Source organism: Clostridium paridis (assembly GCF_016765615.1).
In the GTDB taxonomy this organism is placed as follows: domain Bacteria; phylum Bacillota; class Clostridia; order Clostridiales; family Clostridiaceae; genus Clostridium_T; species Clostridium_T paridis.
The window spans coordinates 54,093-72,441 of the sequence record NZ_JAESWA010000020.1 but is presented as its reverse complement, the minus strand read 5'-3'; the positions used below and the strand labels follow the sequence as shown (position 1 = coordinate 72,441).

Here is an 18,349-nt window from a genome sequence, read left to right as displayed (position 1 = left end):
AAATTATATATTTACAAATATAGTATAATTATATCATTTATACCACTTAATTTACTAAGTAATAATTTAGTCAATAATAAATTATACTTACATGTAGAATTTTTAAGTATAATGTAATATTTAAAATATTTATAATATTTAGAAATATTTTCTTGGCATGGAGCATAAAAAAATCTTATAATTGATATGTACTTATTATTTTATCTTTATGTAAGGTGTTTATATGAAAAGAATATATTATATACTTTTGATTTTTCTTTCAATTATTCTTGTATTCTCTTTGGGATTGTCAATTTATACTTCTAGCTCCTTAAACAAGTTAGTTAGTGAAAATTCATCAATATTTTCAAATAAAGAAACTCCAGTATATCATTTTGTTTCTATTATTCATAAAACTGATGAATCCTATTGGCAAGATATTGAGAACGGCATAATGAAAGCCTCAAAAGAGTCAAAAATAGCAATGGAAGTTATTTATACTGGTGCTGATGACGAGTATACAGAAACATTAAATGATCTTGAAATGGCAATAGCTTCTAATGTTGAAGGAATTATTGTTCGCGGCTATGATACTAGTGATTTCTCTGCTTTAATTAACAAAGCTTTTAGCAAAGGTATTCCAGTTATAACTATTGATTCTGATTGTTCTAATAGCAAACGTGTTTCCTTTGTTGGAACAAGTGATTTTGATTTAGGATCTCAGGCTGGAACTGAAGTTGTTAAAACTTCAAATGATAAAATCAATGTAGCTATAATACTTGATAATGATCGTAGCAAGAGAAATGATAATGGTTCAACATATATTTCTGGATTTAAAAATGCAATTAAAGATAATGCTAATATTAATTTAGTTGCAATAAAAAATTCTGAATTAGGTATTTTAGGTGCTAAAAATGCATTATCCGACATTATGACAAGTAACATTAACGCAAATACAATTGTTTGTACAAGTTCCAATGACACTATTGGCGTAGCTCAACAGTTGGTTGAATATAATAAAGTAGGCAACTTTTCAGTTATTGGATATGACAACTCTCCTGAAATACTCAAGTATATACAAAAGGGAGTTATATTTAGTACTCTTATACCAGATCCTTTAGAGATTGGGAAAAGTAGTGTAGAGAATTTAAAGAAAGTAAAACAGATGGGTGGGACTTCAACTAGTACCCTAACTCATATTAATATAGTTAATTCAGACAATGTTAATGCTTATATAAAAAATATTAGAGACGGGAGTTCTGATAGCAAATGAGATTATTGAATTTATTTAAGATAGACAGTATAAGAAAAAGTCTACTTCTATATTCATTTATACTTATTTTGCTAATGCTTGTAACTAGTATTTATACATTTTATAATGCTCAGAGCTTTTCAAATAAAATGAATACTATGTATTCTAGCAACAAAACTCTCACAGACCTTTCAAAAGATATAGAAGCAATTGATACAAATCTTTTAAATTATCTCACTACCAAAAATTCTGATAGTTATGATAATTATGTACGACTAAGTGATGATTTAAAAGATAAGTTAGACACCTTTAGCAGAAAATTAACCTATGATAAGAATCAAATTATATTAAAGGATATTGCTAATATAACTGACAGCTATATTTATGAGGCTGACTCTGCCATTAATGCAAGGAGAGTTGGAAATATAGCTCTTTATAATCAGAAATATAAAGATTCTGAAAAATATTCTGAGTATATAAAATCCTATATAAATAAGTTAAATGAAACCCAATTTCAAGATAATACTTCAACATACTTTAATATGTATGACAAACTTAATACTTTAAAAATACTAAACATAATAATAATAATCGATACACTTATTATAAATATAATCATTCTATTTATATTCACTAATAATATCTCTCACCCAATAACAATACTTTCGCATGCTGCAGAGGAAATCTCAAACGGAAATTTTGATATAAATGATGTTCCGGTAAACGTTAACAAGGAGATTCAAATAATGTCCTTTGCTTTTAATAAAATGAAAAATAATATAAAAACTTATATTTCTCAATTAAAATTACAAGCTGAAATAGAGTCTAATTTAATGGAAGAGAAAATGAATAACTTAAAGATGAAAAACCTTTTAAAGAATGCTGAAATTTCAGCTCTTCAGTCACAAATAAATCCACATTTTCTTTTTAATACATTAAATGCAGGCGTTCAACTAGCCATGATGGAAAATGCAGATAGGACAAGTGTGTTTATAGAAAACTTGTCTAACCTTTTTAGATATAACCTAAGCAAGATGGATAAATCTGTCTTACTCAAGGAAGAAGTTGCAAACTTAAATAGCTATATTTATATTCTAAAAACACGATTCGGAGATCTAATTGAGTTTAAAGTTGAAGTAGATGAAAATCTTTTGGACTACCCTATTCCTTCAATGATAATTCAACCAATTTTTGAAAATGCTTGCGTTCATGGGGTTGGTGATATGGAATCAGGAGGTAGAATTACTTTATCCATTATAGATAACTTATCCAATATCAATATAATAGTAAAAGATAATGGTAAGGGTATGGACAAAGATACCGTTTCAAATATATTAAATTTAAAGTCAATAAATAAAGAACATAATGACAAAACGAAAAGACATACTACAGGGATTGGACTAAAAAATGTAATTCAAAGAATTAGATTATTCTATGATGAATATGATGTTGTAGATATTCATTCAGTAAAAGGATTAGGAACTGAAATAATTTTAAAAATCCCTAAAAAAAGAGGTAATGAGGATGTATAGATTATTAATGGTTGATGATGAGAAAATAGTAATTGACTCTATAAGTTTTATTATAAAAAATAACTTTCCAAATATAATATATGAATCCGCTCGTTCTGGGAAAGAAGCTATTGAAAAAGCATCTTACTTTAGACCGGATATAGTTCTTATGGATATTCGAATGCCAGGACTAAATGGTATTGATACAATAAAAGAACTTAAGGTTAATTTTTCTGAAACTATGTTCATTGTAATTTCTGCCTATGAGCAATTTGAGTTTGCAAAAGAAGCTCTCACATTAGGCGTAATTGATTATATACTTAAACCTATGAATAAAAACACACTAATTGCGTCAATAGAGAAGGCAATTAATAAAATAACTAAAGAACGTGAAAAGCGCGCTAAAGAGTTAGAAAATCTAGAAAAATTTCAAACTACTCTTCCACTTTTAGAACATAATTTTTTATATTCCTTAATTGTAGATAATAAGAATTTTACAATTACAGAAGAATATAAAAAGCTACTTAATATAGATAAACTTGGTGGATATCTTGTAGCAATAGATATAAATAGTAAGGATTCAAATAGTATTAGTCCTTCAATATATTATAGTATGAGAGATCTTTTAAAATATAAGTATAAATGTCTAATTGGTCCATTAGTATTAAACAGAATTCTTATATTGATAAATTCTGAGCCAAATAGCTCAACTACCGATATTGGGAATTATATAATAAAGAACTTGAGTGTTCTTTATAGTAGTATTAGTTTTAAAATAGGAATAGGTAGCTATAAACCTCTAGAAAAGATATTTATATCTTATGAGGAATCTTTGATAGCTTTAAGAAGTTTAAGTAATTCTAATGAATCAATATGTCATATAAATAATATAGAGAATATATCCGTTTACTCTTCAGATTATCCAAAGGATGTTGAAAAGAAACTTATTGAATTTTGTACATTAGGGGAAACAGATGAATCCCTTAAATACTTTAATGAACTCTTCAATTGGATTCAGAAGAATTTTAATAATAATTTAATGAAAGCTAAAACAACACTTATAGAGCTTTTAGTAGTGCTTCATAAATCACTAATAGACTCCAATATTAACATATTTTATAATAACGAATATATAAATTCCATTTTAGAACTACAGAATTTAAATGAATTAGAACTTTGGTTTAGAGATAAAATAAGTTCCTCATGTGTAGAAATAAGAAAAGGTCACCGTAAAAATATTAGCAAAATAATTATTAATGCTAAAAAATACATCTCTGATAACTACAGTCTTGATATTACTTTGGACGAAATTGCAAAAGAGGCCTGTGTGAGTCCACACTATTTTAGTCGTTTATTCAAAGAAGAAACAGGAGAAAACTTTATTGACTATCTAACAAGAGTAAGAATAAATAAAGCAAAAGATCTTATGCAGAATTCAAATATAAGTATTAAAGAGATATGCTATAAGATAGGTTACAATGACCCTAATTACTTTAGTAGATTATTTAAGAAAGTTCAAAAGGTGTCTCCGACAGACTATTTAAAAAGTATTATGATTAAGTAAGGGAGGAGTTTCATGAATAAAAACTCCAAAATTAAAAAAAGAACAGTAATCATCAGTGTAATTACTTTTTCCATTGCTTCACTTTTTACGGCAAAGGCTATTTATAGCAAAAATCTAAATGAGTCAACTAATTCTCATCAAATTAAAATTGGTCTTTCACTAGATTCGTTGGTTATTGAAAGATGGCAAACTGATAGGGATATTTTTGTATCTAAGTCCAAGCAATTAGGTGCAAAAGTACTTGTTGAAAAGGCTAATAATGATACTAATGAGCAAATAAGACAAGTAAAATCTCTTATTGATGAAGGTGTCGATGTACTTGTAATTGTGCCACACGACTCCTCTGCTTTCCAAACAATACTTACCATTGCTAAAAGAAAAGGTATAAAAGTCATCGCTTATGATAGATTAATAAAAGATTCTTCAGTTGACTTATATGTATCTTTTGATAATGAAAAAGTAGGAGAACTAATGGGTGAATCGTTACTTAAAGCTGCACCAAAAGGAAACTACTTAATAATAAATGGAGGTCAAGAAGACTATAATACTCATCTAGTCAATAATGGATTTAAAAGAGTTCTAAAAGATTCCCTAGATTCAGGTAATATTAAAATATTAAATGAGGTTTGGGCAACAAGTTGGAATGAGGACGTTGCGTATAGATGTGTGGATGAAGCCTTATCAAAAGGAGAAAAAATAGATGCAATAATGTGTGGAAATGATAGACTAGCTGAATCAGCCATACAAGCATTAGCAGAAAGAAAGCTTGCAGGAACTATTCCTGTAATAGGACAAGATGCCTCCTTAGGAGGATGTCAAAGGGTTGTTGAGAGCACCCAACTTATGACTATATATAAACCAATTAGACCTTTAGCTGAAACAGCTGCAGAATATGCTGTAAAGTTAGCAAAAGATCAGCACTTATCTATTAAGACTACAATATACGATGGAACTACAGATATACCTTTTTATGTTGAAGATCCGATAACCGTTTATAAAAATAATATGGTTAGCACTGTTGTAAAAGATAACTTTCATAGTATCAATGAAATATATATGAATGTGCCAAAGGACTCCTGGCCTACCGGTAATTAATGCATGTAACCTAAAGTTTAACACAATAAACTTTAGGTTCATTTTTTTATATATGATTTTTACATTATATAATACAAAAATCATATTACATCTCACTTCCCTATTATATAAAGATTCTTTAAAGCATTATGTATATATCAAAAAAATATAGATTAGTACAAAAAAATGCTTGTCTTTATTTTCTGAAAATTACAAAAGTTAATTAATTTAATTTACTAGATAATTATGTGTAGGGTTTTTCTCTCTAAAAAATATTAATATCTATATGTACAATCGTTTACAAATTTAAGGAGGATTAAATTTATGAAAAAATTTAAAGTGTGCGCATTACTAATGACTGGTATTATGGCAGCTGCTCTATTTGCTGGTTGCGGAAAGAAAGACGCTCCTGCATCTAGTGACAAGAAATTAGTTATCGGAGTTTCCTTACCAACTCAAAGAGAAGAAAGATGGGTAAGAGACAAAGAAACTATGGAAGCTTATGCAAAAGAAAAAGGTGTTGATTTAAAAATTCAAGTAGCTGATACTGACGTTGCTCAACAAGCATCTCAAGTAGAAAACTTAATTTCTCAAGGCATAGACGTTTTAGTTCTTGCTCCTGCTGATGCTTCTGCTTCTGCACAAAGTGTTGAAAAAGCACATGCTGCTGGAATAAAAGTTATATCCTATGATAGATTAATAGCTAACTGTGACCTAGATTTATATATGTCATTTGATAATGAAAAGGTTGGAGAACTTCAAGGAGAATATATAACTAAAAAAGCTCCAAAAGGAAATTACATCGTAATGGCTGGTGCTCCAACAGATAATAATGCAACTCTATTTAAGAAAGGTGCTATGAAATATATCCAACCTTTAGTTGATAAAGGAGATATAAAAGTTGTTACTGATTTAGCAGTAGATAACTGGGAACCTACAAATGCACTTAAAATTGTAGAAAACTCATTAACTGCTAATAGTAATAAAGTAGATGCTATACTTGCACCAAATGATGGTACTGCAGGTGCTGCAATCCAAGCTCTTTCTGCTCAAGGATTAGCTGGAAAAATTCCTGTAACTGGACAAGACTCAGAACTTACTGCTGCTCAAAGAATAGTTCAAGGTACTCAATCAATGACTATCTTCAAAGATACTAGAGAATTAGGTAAAGCAGCTATAGATGCAGCTATCAAATTTGCAAAAGGTGAATCAGTTGAATCTAACGGAAAAGTTAACAATGGTAAAATGGATGTTCCTTCTTCACTTCTTGCTGCTCAAGTAGTTGATAAAGACAACTTAGACAAAGTTCTTATAGACAGTGGTTACTTAAAGAAAGATGATGTTTATAAAAAATAGATAAAAAGCTTTAAACAGGGGGTTTAGTAATACCCCCTGTTTTGAAAAATCAGACGGGGAGGCAATAATTTATGGATCAATATATTCTAGAGATGAATCATATTACGAAGGAATTCCCTGGTGTAAAAGCTCTGGATGATGTATGTTTTAAAGTTAAAAAAGGTGAAATCCATGCTCTCGTTGGAGAAAATGGAGCTGGTAAATCTACATTAATGAAAATATTAAGTGGTGTTTACCCTCATAATAGCTATACTGGAGAGATATTAGTAAAAGGAAATACTCAAAGCTTTGAGAATATAAAAGACAGTGAAAAAGTTGGTATTGCGATAATTTACCAAGAGCTTACTTTAGTAAAATATTTAAGCATAGCTGAGAACATATTTTTAGGTAATGAATTTAATTCTAACGGTATTATTGATTGGGATAAAACTTATATGTCAGCAGAAAAGATATTGAAGGAAGTAAAACTAGAAGATAATCCTGATACTAAGGTTATCGAGCTAGGAATTGGAAAACAACAATTAATTGAAATTGCTAAAGCTCTTTCTAAGAATGTTGAAATATTGATTCTTGATGAACCTACTGCAGCTTTAAATGAAACAGATTCAAAAAACCTTCTTACTATACTAAAAGAGCTGCGTTCTAAAGGTGTAACTTGTATTTACATTTCTCACAAACTGGAGGAAGTCATTGATATAGCTGATACTGTTACCATCATAAGAGATGGTAAAACAGTGTGCACAAATGATATGCATAATCCAGCTGAAAAACTTACTGAGGATAAAATAATTACTCATATGGTTGGAAGACAATTAACTCAACGTTTCCCTAGAAAAGAACATACTCCAGGGGAAGTAGTTCTAGAAATTAAAAATTGGACAGTTTATAATCCTGAAATACCTGATAAGGAAGTCATAAATAATGTTAGTATGAAGGCAAGAAAAGGTGAAATTTTAGGTATTGCTGGACTAATGGGTTCTGGTAGAACTGAATTTATAATGAGCCTTATTGGAGCCTATGGAGTTAATGCTGTAGGAGAAATATTTGTTGAGGGTAAAAAGGTTACTATAAAAAATCCTAGAGATGCCATATCAAATGGAATCAGTTATCTATCTGAGGATAGAAAAGGAAAAGGCCTTATTTTAATGATGGACATAATGAATAATACTTCTATTTCTAGTCTTAATGGCATAAGCCATTCTGGAGTTATAAACTCAAATGAAGAAATTAATGCAACAAGCTCATACGTTAAAGCTTTAAATATCAAAACTCCATCCATAGAACAAAAGGTTGAAAATCTAAGTGGTGGAAATCAACAAAAGGTTGCTATAGCCAAATGGCTAATGACCAATCCTAAGGTGCTTATACTTGATGAACCAACAAGAGGTATAGACGTTGGTGCTAAATTTGAAATATATAACATAATGAACCAATTGGTGGATAAAGGAGTTTCTGTAATAATGATCTCCTCAGAACTTCCTGAAATATTAGGAATGAGTGATAGAATTATAGTCATGAACAGAGGTAAATTCACAGGCGAAATCGACTGGAAAGAAGCATCTCAAGAAAAAGTAATGCATTACGCAACAGGAGGTAAATAAATATGTCAGATATTCAAACTGAAAATAAAACCAAGGTTACAAATGAAGGTTCCATATTATCCGTACTAAAAAAATCTATGAAAACTAATCTAAGACAATACACAATGTTTATAGCATTAATTGCTATAAGTTTGATATTTACATTCTTAACTGATGGAACATTCTTAACTTCTAGAAATTTATCAAACTTATTACTTCAAACTGCTACTACTGCAATACTTGCTTGTGGTATGGTACTTATAATAATAGCTGGGCACATAGATCTTTCTGTCGGTTCAGTAGCTGGATTCACTGGTGCAATAGCTGCACTATTACAAGTTAAATATGGATGGGAAACAGCCCCAACTATAGTAGTTACTATCTTAGTTGGTATCGCAGTTGGTGTTTGGCAAGGTTTCTGGGTATCATACCAAGGTGTTCCTGCTTTTATCGTTACTCTTGGTGGTATGATGATCTTTAGAGGCGGTGTTATGGCTGTAACTAAAGGTCAAACTATTGCTCCAACCAAACCTGCTTTTAAAGCAATTGGACAAGGATATCTACCTAAGATTTCAGATAATCTAAATGATACTACTATAGCTCTTGGAGTATTAATCATAGTTGCATACTTATTCCTTGAAATTAGAAAGAGAAAGATAAGAGTAACTAAATATAACTTTAAAGTTCTTCCTCTTCCATTAGAAATAGCAAAGCTAACAGCAGTGTCAGCTATGATAGCCTTACTATTCTTAATTATGGTTAGTTATAGAGGTATTCCTTATAGCATTGTTTTAGTTCTTGGACTTGTACTTCTATTCTCCTTTATAACCACCAAAACTACTCTTGGTCGTTATGTATACGCTATAGGTGGAAATAAAGAAGCATCTAAACTTTCTGGTATTAACATCCAAAAAGTAACAATGCTTATATTTGTAATAATGGGATTCTTATCAGCAGTTGCTGGTATTGTATTTACTGGTAGACTTGACTCTGCTACTGCATCTGCAGGTAACTTATTCGAACTAGATGCCATTGCTGCTTGTTATATAGGTGGTGCTAGTGCAATGGGTGGTGAAGGTTCTGTTATGGGAGCAATGATTGGAGCTCTTGTTATGGCAACCTTAAATAATGGAATGAGCTTAATGAATGTAGATCTAACTTATCAATATATAATTAAAGGCTTAATACTACTTATAGCTGTAAGAGTTGATATAGCAACAAGAAAAAAAGCAGCTTAATTTTCTCCCAAATAAGGGGCTATTGCAAAATGCAACAGCCCCTTATTTATATTCTACTTATAGTATATCAATAATTTCTTTATATTTTTTCTTAGCATTTATATATGCAATACAGTTAAACATATATGATAATACGATTAGAATATTATTTGATTGAATCAATCTAATGTCCATCTTAATCCACAATGAATAAATTATAGTTATAATCATATTTAAAGTACAGCTCATGAAAAAAATGCTTTTAAGTAGCCTTGAAGCTGTTACCCTTAATTCATCTTTGGTAAGCCCTATCAAATATAATTTCTGAAAATATTCTTTTATATACTCTAAATCAATTTGTGATTTATAGTATAGTATATTCGATAAGATAATAAAAAATAGTACTTTTGTAAAAAAGGCAATTAACTCTAATATCTTTATTTCACTTCCAGTAATCTGCACCTGATTGAATATTATATTGTTATATATACTGTTATAAGTTATAAAAAGAAAACTAAAAAACGTTATATAAAATATAAAAACCTTTCCTTTTTCTAAATTTCTAATGGTCTCCTTAAATAAAAGAAACCTACCATTATAAAAAACCTTTTTCTTTTTGAAAAAATATAGGCATAGCTTACTAAAATAAAACACTATCACATATATCAAAAGTACACAATTTAACCAATTACTTAAGTATATTAATGATTTATCCTTAAAACTATCTATCCACATGACAATATCAGTAATCAAAATTACTATAAGAAATCCCCTGTTAATATATTTTCTTATTCTCTCTCTATATCCACTTGTATTACTTTCTTCATATATATTTACTTTCCTAAGCAAAATCCTTGTTCTAGTTAGCACTATCAAATATATAATTGTAGAAAATAACAAAATAGACATAAAATTTATTTTCTCCAGATTATATGTTAGCGAAGATACTCCTAGGTACTTAATTAGTGCAACGAAAGATATTTTTGAAAAAACTCCTCCTAATATTGCCCCCAGCAGTGAACATAAAATTATTAAAAGTAAGTTTTCAAGTAATACCAACTTAAATAATTCTTTTTTAGTTAGTCCTATAAACATAAGTAATTTAAATTCTTTATCTCTTGATCTTATATATGAATTATATGAATATACAAGAAAAAAACTAAGTATTAGAATTATAATAATAAAAGATAACCTCAATGTAGCTACTACTAGATTATTCTTGGCAATCAATAGTATCTCTTTATTGTTAACTAACGTAGAATATACAAAATTTAATGTTATAGATATAGTGCATGCTGTAATGAAAGCTGCAAATTTTCTTATGTTTCTCCTAAAATTTTCCCATACAACAACTGTATAATTCATTAGTTTTCACCGCCCATTATTGCAAGGCAATCTAGTATTTTATTATGGAAATTCTTATCATTGTTATTATTGTATATGTCAGCAAAGATAGTTCCGTCTTTTATAAAAATTACCCTTGAGCAGTAGCTTGCTGCCACAGAATCATGAGTCGCTAATAATATAGTTACTTTTTTATTTTTATTAATTAACTTTATGTAACTCATGAATTTTTTTGCAGCCTTTGAATCTAGATTTCCAGTGGGCTCATCTGCAAAAACAATTTTGGGATTAGTTATTAATGCCCTACAACATGCAGCCCTTTGTCTTTGCCCTTGTGAAACACCTGTAGGATATTTATCTCCAACTTCATATATATTAAGAAGCTTAAATAACTCGTCTACTTTCTCTTCAATATACTCCTTTTTTTGACCTTGAATAACTAGTGGTAAAGCTGCGTTTTCTTTAAGTGTAAGATCATCTAACAAATTAAAATTTTGAAATATCATTCCAAAGTTTTCTCTTCTAAAAATTGCTCTTTCATTATCATTGAGCTTAGATATATTTCTCCCCATTATCTCAACGTCGCCTATAGTAGGCCTATCTACTCCACTAAATATGTTCAAAAGTGTAGTTTTACCACTTCCTGAGGATCCCATTATAGCAGTAAATTCCCCTTGATTTATGCTAATATTTAATCCGTTAATTATATTTTTAGAGCTATAATTAAATAAGCCACTATAATTCTTAACTATATTATTAGCCTTTAGTACTTCCAATTTTAACTCCTCCTAAATGCACGGTTAAATGATTCATTTTATTGTGAATTTAAAAAATACGTTATTGTAACCTTAGTTCCCCTGCCCTGTTTTGACTCTATATGAATTTTATGTTTTAAGTTTTTTGCTAATTGTTCACAAATATAAAGACCTATACCAGTAGCTTCCTTATACTTTCTTCCATTAGCACCAGTAAAAAAAGGTTCAAATAAGCGATTTATATCTATTTCAGGTATGCCAATACCCTCATCAATAATGTTCAATTTAACTTCACCATGTTTATTCATAATATTAAATTTAATATATTTCTTAACATCTCTTTCACTTGAATATTTAACGGCATTATTTATGATTTGTTCTATCATAAACTTATTCCACTTTTCATCCGTTAAAACAGTAATATTATCATCTTCACATTCTATTTGTGGAAATACATTGTTATATATAAATAATGATTTTTTTGAATTAATTAACTCTTTTATAGAGTCAACCAAATTAACTGCTTCCGGCTCATAATCCTTAGCAAACTGCTCCATTCTTAAAATATTTAACAATTGTTCTAAGCCATTTTGTAACTTTGTGTTTTCTTCAACTATTTCTTGTATAAAGCTACTAATTTCTTCTTGGCTTAAATTTCTTTCAGTATTCATATTTTCAACTTTTATCTTTTGTAGCACCAAGCTAATTATAGAAACTGGAGTTTTCATATTGTGTATCCACTGAGATACAAAGTACTTGTAAGAATTATTCTCAGCATTTGTTCTACTGATTTCCTTCAGATATTCACCCTGCATATCTTTTAATACATGCATGAAATATTTCTGTTGATTTGTTTCTTCAAGTAATTTATCTCTTTGTAGATTAATTAAATCTTTAATATTGATGTTAAAATTATAGTATTTTACAAATTCTATAAATATAAAAATTAGAAATATTGTGGATGCGATTACAATTGGGTATATAATATCCTTTATATCTGCAGTTATATAGTAATATAGTATTATTACTCCTATACTTAAATAAAAGGCTATAATGTATCTTAAACTATCTTTAATAAAATTAGTTATTATTTTCTTTTTCATCGTTTAATCCATTAATATATATATATCCCAATCCTCTTTTAGTCCTAATCGCATCATTAATTCCAAGTATGGCTAATTTATTTTTAACTCTTGTTACATTTACTGTGAGTGTATGATCATCAACAAAAAATGTTTCATCCCATAGTTCTTCAAGAAGTTCTTCACGAGAAACTACAGATTTCTCTTTTTGTACCAACTTACTTAATAATTGAAATTCTTTCTTAGAAAGCTCTGTGGTCATACCTTTATAACTAATTTGAAAATTGCTTTTATTTAAAATTAATCCATCAGATGCTAAGATTAACCTTTTATCTTGAGAATAATCAACTACTCTTCTAAATGCTGCTTGTATTTTTACTAATAGCAATTCAAAACTAAATGGCTTAACAATAAAATCATCTGCACCCATCTCAATTCCTCTTATTTGCTCTAGTTCACTACTTCTTGCAGAAATAAAAATAATTGGAATATTAGATTCTCTTCTGAAGCTTCTACATAACTGAAATCCATCTGAATAAGGAAGATTTATATCTAGAAGTACAAGATCTGGCTTCTCCTCCTTAAATTCATTTTCTATATTTTGATAATCCTTAATAGTAACGCACTCATATCCATATTTCTCGATAAATGCTTTCATGAGATTATTAAGTTTTATATCATCTTCCACAATTAATATTTTTTTCACTTTAATAACTCCCATCACTTAAATTAAAACCGTAAGTTTTAGCTTACGGTTTTAACTTCATTATATCTTTTCTCTTTGTAATATGCTATACATTACCGGAACTATGATCAAGGTCAATAATGTGGATACTAATAGACCACTTATAACTACTATCCCTAAGCCTTGGGAGATTAACGCACCTTCTGAGAATCCTAATGCTAATGGAATTAATGCCATTATTGTAGCTAACGCTGTCATGAATATTGGTCTTAATCTAATTGATCCAGCTTCCAATAAAGCGTCCTTAATACCATATCCTTTTTCCCTATTATGCTTTACTCTATCCAATAAAACAATTGCATTTGTAACCACTATACCTATGAGCATTAACATTCCTATTAATCCTGATACGGATAAGGATTGTCCAGTAATTAATAATCCAAGTAGTGCTCCTACTGCTGCAAAAGGCAATGAGAAAAGTATTGCAAATGGTGTCTTACCTTCACCGAAAGCTAAAACCATAACTACATATACTAGGCCTATAGCTATTAACATTGCCATTCCCATTTGTGAAAAACTTTCATTTATTTGTTTATTACTTCCGCTATTATCATAGCTAATACTTTCAGGTAGCTGTGATTTTATATCATCAACTGCTGCAAGAGCCTCTTTCGATACCTTACTTGTATCTTTTGTTTTTATATCTGCTGATACTGATACATATTGTTTTCCATCCATTTCCGTAACACTAACTGGACCATATCCTTGCGTTACTTCAGCAACATCAGATAGTTTTACAATACCCTTCATACCTACGATATCCATGTTTTTTATTTTATCTATACTATCAAGATTTGCATCTTCATAACCTAAATAAACGTCAGTGCTTTGTCCATTATTTTTAATTGTTGTGATTTTATTTGAACTAAGTGAATTTCTAACAGTCCCTGCAACCATAATAGAGCTTAATCCATTCTCCGCCGCCTTATTTTCATCAACTTTCAAGTCTATTTCTGGCTTCTTTTGTTCAATAGAACTAGTTAAATTTCCAAGGTCTTTAAAATCCTTTAGCTTATTCATTACTAACTCCGAAGCTTTATTTAAATCTTCAACCTTGTCACTATAAAGCATTATTTGAACTTTATCTGACTGCCCTGATAATGACTCAGTACTTATCGTAAACTTCCCTTCATCTGTAGATAATTTTTTTGCTTCCTCTTGTATTTCATTAGTTACCTTATTAATGTCTTCTCCTTCTTTGATAACTATTGTATAGGTAGCTGCATTACTTCCTTGAGATGACATTGCATTTCCTGATGCACTACTATCTCCAACAGAACTTACAAAGGTTTCAATATCTTTTCTTTCAGATAAATATTTCTCAAACTTTAAAGAGTATTCATTGGTTTTTACTGTAGATGTTCCTGGTGTCATACTCAACTTACCATTTAAAGTATTTGTATTTGATGCTGGTAAAAATTGAACTGGTATCTTTTTGGCAAGTCCTAATGTACCAACTAAAATTATTAGTGATAAAACTAAGACAATTGCTCTATGGCTTATTGACCAAGATAATATTCTCTTATAAATAATAGTAATCTTTCCTTCATGGTGTACATGCTTTATTTTTTTATTTAATAGCATTGTTTTTGTTAAAACTGGTACTACAGTTATAGATACTAGCAAAGATGCTAAAATGCATATAACTACAGTAGCTGCAAATGGGAAGAATATCTTTCCAACCATTCCTGAAATAAATGATAATGGAAGGAATACTCCTATAGTAGTAATTGTGGACGAGGTTATAGCTGATGCTACTTCTGAAACTGCTTCTTTAATTAGCTCAGAATCTCTATGTGTTTCACTTGAAAATCTCCTATATATATTTTCAATTACCACGATTGAATCATCTACTATACGCCCAACAGCAACAGCCATCCCCCCCAATGACATTATATTCAAACTTATTCCAAACCTAGGAAGTAGAATTAGTGCTATTAATATTGACAATGGAATAGATACAACCGCGATTATAGTCGCTCTTAAATCTTTTAAGAATAATGCAATTACAACAATTGCAAATAAGGCACCTAAAACACCTTCTCTAACCATTCCATTAACAGAATCCTTTATGCTAGTTGAACTATCACTAACCAAACTGAATTTAAAGTCTGAATTTGCATTTTGTAAATCCTTTATTGAAGATTTAATGTCATTCGAAACTTGAACAGTATTTGCATCATCTGTTTTATAAACACTTAGTATTATTGCATCTTTATTGTTTGCACGAGTTTTCATTTGCTTATCAGTAGCTGTATTAGTTATCTCTGCAACATCACCTAAAAACACTACCTTAACTTCAATCTCATTCTTAGAGCCATTTGTTGTGTTTTTGGATGTAGTACTAGAGTTTTGGCTTTTCTGTCCTTGAGATGATTGTGATTGTGCCATTCCTTTAGATTTATCAATAGTATCATTTATTGATTTATCTAATGCATCTTGAGTCTGTTTTAAACTCTCTTGTAATTTGGCTAATATTACTTGCGCTTGAGCCTTTTGTTCTGTTGTTGCTTGTGGATTCTGTAAAATACTTTGTTGAGATAATATTCCCATTTGTATTTTCTGAATTGCGTTTAGCATTGCAATAGCCTGAGTGTTTCCTCCAACTAAGCCACCCATCTGCCCCATGCCTTGTCCTATTTGAGCCATTCCCTGTGAAAATCCATCTGCCATTTGTTGCATTCCTTGTCCAAGCTGCCCTACTGCTGAACCAACTTGATCTGCCATAACTTTATTCGCATTTATAGGAACAACAATTGGTATAGATTTTATTTCATCAATACTATTTATTTTTGCCTCAGATCTAATAGGCATTGTTGAGCCATTTATATCTGTTTCTCCTACTGGAAATGAAAAGTTATTTCCTGATAATGCATTCTTTATATCATCCATTGATAAGCCATTTTCCTTTAACTTATCCTGCTTTACCTTAATATAAGTGTTACTACTTGCAGTTCCTTGTACAGATATACTTGATACCCCATCCACTCCTGTAAGCTTTGGATTTACTGTATCATTAATATATTTTGTAAGTTTATCTTTATCAGTTCCACCATCTACTGCATATGTCATTATAGGCATACTTCCAAAGCCTATTCTTGAAACGGTAGCCTTCTGAGCTGTATCTGGTAATGTCACTTTATTTACTGCATCAGACACTTCTTTTTCAGCCTTGTCCATATCTTTACTATAATCAAATTCTGCAACTATAATTCCAACATTCTCATTATTTATAGTTCTTACATCTTTAATTCCTTGAATACTTGAAATTCCTTTTTGCATAGGTCTTGTAATCTTTTCTGCTACATCTTCTGGCGAAGCTCCTGGATATACAGAAACTGCTGTAATCATAGGTATATTTATATTGGGCATAGCCTCCATCTTTATGTTCTTAGCTGAATAAAATCCCCCAGCTGTAATCATTGCAATTATTAAAAATACAACGAAAACATTCTTTAGTACAAAATTAATTGCCTTCTTCATTTTTTCACTCCTAGTTAATAAATTTTATTCTCACTACTCCTTTTAAATTGCTTAGATATTTTCCCTATTTTAAATAATTTTAAACAACTTCTATATTTTTATATACTTATTATAGTTACACCAATGTTACAATATTGAAACATTAGGTAATAAAAAAGGATTGTATCAAAAATTTCATCTGATACAATCCTAAAAAACTTAATTATTCTCTTTCAACTACCAATGCAGTTCCTTGGCCTCCACCTATACATAAAGTAGCTAACCCTCTTTTTGCATCTCTTTTTTGCATTTCATGCAGTAGCGTAACTACTATCCTAGCACCTGACGCACCTATTGGATGCCCGAGGGCAATAGCTCCACCATTAACATTTACTTTACTCATGTCCAAATTTAAATCTTTTGCTATTGCTATACTTTGTGATGCATATGCTTCATTTGCTTCAACTAGATCTAATTCCTCTGCCTTTAAATTCAACTTATTTAGTACACCTTTTGTAGCATAAAATCCTCCATATCCCATTATAGCTGGATCTAACCCTGCTGAATCATATCCACTTATTTTAGCAAGAGGCTTCAACTTTAGTTCCTTTGCCTTTTCAGCACTCATTATTACTAACGCTGCTGCTCCATCATTTATTCCTGAAGCATTTCCTGCTGTAATGCTTCCATCTCCTTTAAATATTGGTTTTAATTTGCTCAATGCTTCCATACTATTTCCGAACCTTGGGAATTCATCTGTATCAAAAACAACTTCACCTTTTTTGGTCTTAATAACTACAGGAACTATTTCATCTTTAAAACGTCCTTCTTTTATAGCTTTTTCTGCTTTTTGTTGAGATAAAAGTGAGAACTCATCCTGTTCTTCTCTTGAAACATTCCATCTTTCTGCTACATTTTCAGCAGTTACCCCCATGTGATAATCATTGAAGGCATCCCATAACCCATCTCTTATCATTTCATCAACTAACTCTGAATTCCCCATTCTATAACCCCATCTAGCATTCTCAGCTAAGTATGGTGCTCTTGACATATTTTCCATTCCACCTGCAATAATTATATCTGCATCTCCTGACTTTATAATTTGAGCTGCTAAACTTATACTTCTTAAACCTGAACCACAAACCTTATTAATTGTTAATGCTGGTACTTCTACCGGTAGTCCACCTTTTATAGCTGCTTGTCTAGCCGGGTTTTGTCCTAGTCCTGCTTGTAGAACATTCCCAAAGATTACTTCATTAACGTCTTTAGGATTAATTCCTGCTCTTCTTACAGCTTCTTTTATTACTATAGCTCCCAAATCTACTGCAGCAACATCCTTTAAAGTTTTACCATATGCTCCTATTGCAGTTCTTACTGCACTTACTATTACTACATCCTTCATTTCAAATTCCTCCTAAAATAATATTA

At 30.1% G+C, this 18,349-nt stretch carries 13 protein-coding genes; 7 read left to right on the top strand and 6 right to left on the bottom strand.

The annotated features are described in order from the left end of the window. Positions 1–223: 223 nt before the first annotated feature. From JK634_RS06815 to mmsB, 7 genes are all read left to right on the top strand, one after another. Positions 224–1,252: a substrate-binding domain-containing protein gene (locus JK634_RS06815; RefSeq protein WP_202766891.1), complete on the top strand. Its 1,029-nt coding sequence runs from the start codon at positions 224–226 to the stop codon at positions 1,250–1,252. Next, positions 1,249–2,763, top strand: a complete 1,515-nt coding sequence (locus tag JK634_RS06810) for a sensor histidine kinase (RefSeq protein WP_202766890.1) — start codon at positions 1,249–1,251, stop codon at positions 2,761–2,763. The genes JK634_RS06815 and JK634_RS06810 overlap by 4 nt, the downstream gene beginning before the upstream one ends. Then, positions 2,756–4,306 carry a response regulator transcription factor gene (locus JK634_RS06805; RefSeq protein ID WP_202766889.1) on the top strand — a complete coding sequence of 517 codons (1,551 nt, stop codon included), beginning with the start codon at positions 2,756–2,758 and terminating at the stop codon, positions 4,304–4,306. Before JK634_RS06810 ends, JK634_RS06805 begins: the two co-directional genes overlap by 8 nt. 12 nt (positions 4,307–4,318) lie before the next feature. Then, complete coding sequence (locus JK634_RS06800) at positions 4,319–5,401, top strand: D-xylose ABC transporter substrate-binding protein (protein WP_202766888.1); 1,083 nt, start codon at positions 4,319–4,321, stop codon at positions 5,399–5,401. Positions 5,402–5,704: 303 nt separating this feature from the next. Continuing rightward, positions 5,705–6,736 (top strand): sugar ABC transporter substrate-binding protein, encoded by a 1,032-nt coding sequence (locus tag JK634_RS06795; protein WP_202766887.1) that lies wholly within the window; start codon positions 5,705–5,707, stop codon positions 6,734–6,736. 71 nt (positions 6,737–6,807) lie between these two features. Continuing rightward, positions 6,808–8,337, top strand: coding sequence for a xylose ABC transporter ATP-binding protein (locus JK634_RS06790; protein WP_202766886.1), 1,530 nt, complete (start codon positions 6,808–6,810; stop codon positions 8,335–8,337). Positions 8,338–8,339: 2 nt separating this feature from the next. Beyond that, a complete protein-coding gene (mmsB, locus tag JK634_RS06785) occupies positions 8,340–9,554 on the top strand; it encodes a multiple monosaccharide ABC transporter permease (RefSeq protein ID WP_202766885.1) in 1,215 nt (404 codons plus the stop codon). A gap of 57 nt (positions 9,555–9,611) precedes the next feature. Here mmsB and JK634_RS06780 read toward each other — a convergent pair whose 3' ends face one another. From JK634_RS06780 to JK634_RS06755, 6 genes are all read right to left on the bottom strand, one after another. Further along, a complete protein-coding gene (locus JK634_RS06780) occupies positions 9,612–10,898 on the bottom strand; it encodes an FtsX-like permease family protein (protein WP_202766884.1) in 1,287 nt (428 codons plus the stop codon). Continuing rightward, positions 10,898–11,653 (bottom strand): ABC transporter ATP-binding protein, encoded by a 756-nt coding sequence (locus JK634_RS06775; protein WP_202766883.1) that lies wholly within the window; start codon positions 11,651–11,653, stop codon positions 10,898–10,900. The genes JK634_RS06780 and JK634_RS06775 overlap by 1 nt, the downstream gene beginning before the upstream one ends. Positions 11,654–11,691: 38 nt before the next feature. Next, positions 11,692–12,735 carry a sensor histidine kinase gene (locus JK634_RS06770; RefSeq protein WP_202766882.1) on the bottom strand — a complete coding sequence of 348 codons (1,044 nt, stop codon included), beginning with the start codon at positions 12,733–12,735 and terminating at the stop codon, positions 11,692–11,694. Further along, entirely contained in the window at positions 12,713–13,420 is a 708-nt protein-coding gene (locus JK634_RS06765) for a response regulator (protein ID WP_202766881.1), read from the bottom strand. Before JK634_RS06765 ends, JK634_RS06770 begins: the two co-directional genes overlap by 23 nt. Before the next feature lie 60 nt (positions 13,421–13,480). Next, on the bottom strand, positions 13,481–16,942 hold the full coding sequence (locus tag JK634_RS06760; RefSeq protein ID WP_202766880.1) for an efflux RND transporter permease subunit: 3,462 nt from the start codon (positions 16,940–16,942) through the stop codon (positions 13,481–13,483). 202 nt (positions 16,943–17,144) lie between these two features. After that, positions 17,145–18,323, bottom strand: a complete 1,179-nt coding sequence (locus JK634_RS06755; RefSeq protein ID WP_202766879.1) for an acetyl-CoA C-acetyltransferase — start codon at positions 18,321–18,323, stop codon at positions 17,145–17,147. Positions 18,324–18,349 lie beyond the last annotated feature (26 nt).

Excerpts from the sequence above, each read along its gene's own strand:
- JK634_RS06815 (WP_202766891.1), top strand. The coding sequence starts at position 224 with ATGAAAAGAATATATTATATACTTTTGATTTTTCTTTCAATTATTCTT.
- JK634_RS06810 (WP_202766890.1), top strand. The coding sequence starts at position 1,249 with ATGAGATTATTGAATTTATTTAAGATAGACAGTATAAGAAAAAGTCTA.
- JK634_RS06805 (WP_202766889.1), top strand. The coding sequence starts at position 2,756 with ATGTATAGATTATTAATGGTTGATGATGAGAAAATAGTAATTGACTCT.
- JK634_RS06800 (WP_202766888.1), top strand. The coding sequence starts at position 4,319 with ATGAATAAAAACTCCAAAATTAAAAAAAGAACAGTAATCATCAGTGTA.
- JK634_RS06795 (WP_202766887.1), top strand. The coding sequence starts at position 5,705 with ATGAAAAAATTTAAAGTGTGCGCATTACTAATGACTGGTATTATGGCA.
- JK634_RS06790 (WP_202766886.1), top strand. The coding sequence starts at position 6,808 with ATGGATCAATATATTCTAGAGATGAATCATATTACGAAGGAATTCCCT.
- mmsB (WP_202766885.1), top strand. The coding sequence starts at position 8,340 with ATGTCAGATATTCAAACTGAAAATAAAACCAAGGTTACAAATGAAGGT.
- JK634_RS06780 (WP_202766884.1), bottom strand. The coding sequence starts at position 10,898 with ATGAATTATACAGTTGTTGTATGGGAAAATTTTAGGAGAAACATAAGA.
- JK634_RS06770 (WP_202766882.1), bottom strand. The coding sequence starts at position 12,735 with ATGAAAAAGAAAATAATAACTAATTTTATTAAAGATAGTTTAAGATAC.
- JK634_RS06760 (WP_202766880.1), bottom strand. The coding sequence starts at position 16,942 with ATGAAGAAGGCAATTAATTTTGTACTAAAGAATGTTTTCGTTGTATTT.
- JK634_RS06755 (WP_202766879.1), bottom strand. The coding sequence starts at position 18,323 with ATGAAGGATGTAGTAATAGTAAGTGCAGTAAGAACTGCAATAGGAGCA.